This window comes from Bacteroidota bacterium (genome assembly GCA_030706565.1).
GTDB lineage: Bacteria > Bacteroidota > Bacteroidia > Bacteroidales > JAUZOH01 > JAUZOH01.
On record JAUZOH010000536.1, the window covers coordinates 1 to 2,242 of the forward strand.

General features: G+C 42.3%; 3 protein-coding genes. All 3 read right to left on the reverse strand.

Translation table 11 applies throughout. From position 1 onward, the window contains the following. Positions 1-996 (reverse strand): alpha/beta hydrolase-fold protein (locus Q8907_16505; GenBank protein ID MDP4275870.1); only part of this gene is annotated, 996 nt, incomplete at its 3' end. Between the two features lie 39 nt (positions 997-1,035). Then, positions 1,036-2,007: a glycoside hydrolase family 43 protein gene (locus Q8907_16510; GenBank protein MDP4275871.1), complete on the reverse strand. Its 972-nt coding sequence runs from the start codon at positions 2,005-2,007 to the stop codon at positions 1,036-1,038. Positions 2,008-2,103: 96 nt separating this feature from the next. Beyond that, the coding region (locus tag Q8907_16515) for an endo-1,4-beta-xylanase (protein ID MDP4275872.1) at positions 2,104-2,242 on the reverse strand (139 nt) is incomplete at its 5' end.

The following is a 2,242-nucleotide window of genomic DNA, read 5'->3' on the forward strand; positions in this document are numbered from 1 at the left end:
CATGCCCACATACGAAAATTTGTCGGGGTTGGCAACAACAATGGAATGAGTTTGCATACCGCCCATTGACAGTCCGGCCATAGCCCGATGCTGTTGATCTGCAATAACACGATAATTGGATTCAATATAAGGAATCAGGTCGTCAAAAAGTATCCGCTCAAATTGTCCGGCAAAATTCATTCTACCCATAGGGCCTCCAAATCCACCGCGTGGGGAATTCGCATTACCTGCAGGAACAGCCTGTTGAGCACCTTGTGCCGGAGTATCAACAGTTCTGGGAGCACCCATACCTGGCCTGGCACCACGGGGACCTCCGCCGAAATTGATACTGCCGTTTTCCATGACGATAATAAAAGGTGTAGCCTTGCCCTCTGCAATCAGGTTGTCCATGATCAGGTTCGCATGTCCCTGATTGCCCCAGCCGGTTTCATCTTCGCCCATACCATGCTGAAGGTACAGTACGGGATAACGTTTGCTTTTATTTTTATCATACTCTGGCGGAGTATAAATATAAACGCGACGAATACTTTTGGTGGTCTTGGAATAATATTGGGTTTCGCGTAACTGGCCATGAGGGACATCCTTAAGGGCATAGAAATCCTGATCCTTAGCGGGGATTTCAATACCGCTGCCCCAACGTCCGGCTCCGTAAAAATACAAGCTTCCCGGATCCGGAACCTGAGCACCATCAACAACAAGTTGGTAATAATGAAAACCTTCATCCTGAGGAAGCGATACTCCGGTCCAGACTCCTTTTTCATCCTTTGTCAGGTCATATTTTTTCCCGCCCAAATCGAGCTGAACCTTTTGAGCTTCAGGTGCCGAAATGCTGATACGGACCCGGCCTTCAGAATTTACTTGAGGATATTGTTTCCCTTGCTGGGTAGTGGCCGAAGGTTTAAAGTCCTCTACTGCCGCAGTCTGGTTAATCTGAGCCAAACAAATTCCACTTGTTAGTGCGGTTGCTAAACAAAATACTAAAGTTTTGTAATTCATTTCATTAGATTTTAGTTGTTAGTTTTTAGTTATTTTAGATTATTGTCCTCCACCCTCAATAGTTTTTATGGTACCATCCGGATTGTACTCCAATTCTACAACCTTAAGACTGCGTAACCATGTTTTTCCGCCAGAAGGCACACAATCGTGATGGAATAAATACCATTTTCCTTTAAACTCAACAATAGAATGATGGGTAGTCCAACCTACCACAGGAGTAAGTATTACGCCCTTGTAGGTAAATGGACCATAAGGATTATCTCCTATGGCATAACACAATTTATGAGTATTGCCGGTTGAATAGGAATAGTAATATTTTCCCTGATATTTGTGTATCCAGGAAGCTTCAAAAAACCGGCGTTCATGATCACCGGCCTTCAATACTTCTCCATTTTCATCAAGAATAATAACGTCTCTGGGAGATTCACTAAAATCCACCATGTTGTCGCTCAACTTAACAACTCTAGCAGGTAAAGCCGGCTCATTATTCTCGGGTTCATGTCCGCATTCAATGGCTTTATTGTTCCGGTAACGTTGCAACTGTCCACCCCATAAACCACCGAAATACATGTAAAAAGAACCATCATTATCAGCAAGAACACAGGGGTCAATGGAATAACTGCCCTTAATCGGCGCATCCAACGGAATAAAAGGGCCTTCAGGAGTCGAACTTATGGCAACGCCTATACGGAATATATCGGTTTTATCTTTTAGAGGAAAATAAAGATAATATTTCCCGTTTTTAAAGGCAACATCGCAATCCCACAACTGACGACCGGCCCATGGAATATCTTTCACATCAAGAGCAACCCCATAGTCTGTAACCTTGCCCTCAATGTCTTCCATAGAAAAAACATGATAATCGCGCATATCAAAATGATCGCCGTTATCATTTTCGGGTATCCCCGATTCAATATCATGCGAAGGATAAATATATAACTTACCGTTAAAGACATGCACAGCAGGGTCGGCTGTATATATATGATCTATTAAATATCTTGGTTCATTCATTTATTTGAATTTTACAAATTAGAAATGAAATAAAAATTCATTATGTTATAAAAATATTAGCAGGCAATAAATTCAAGTTCAGCCCTTGCTTATTGCTTAATTTTTCAAAGCCTCATCAATAATCTTTTGTACAACAGGTTTAGCCTGGTATTTACGGTCAAACAACAGGGGATAGTCTGTTCTGCCGGGAATAGGCCAACCGTTTTTCCAGGATTGACCATCAGTAACTCCCCAG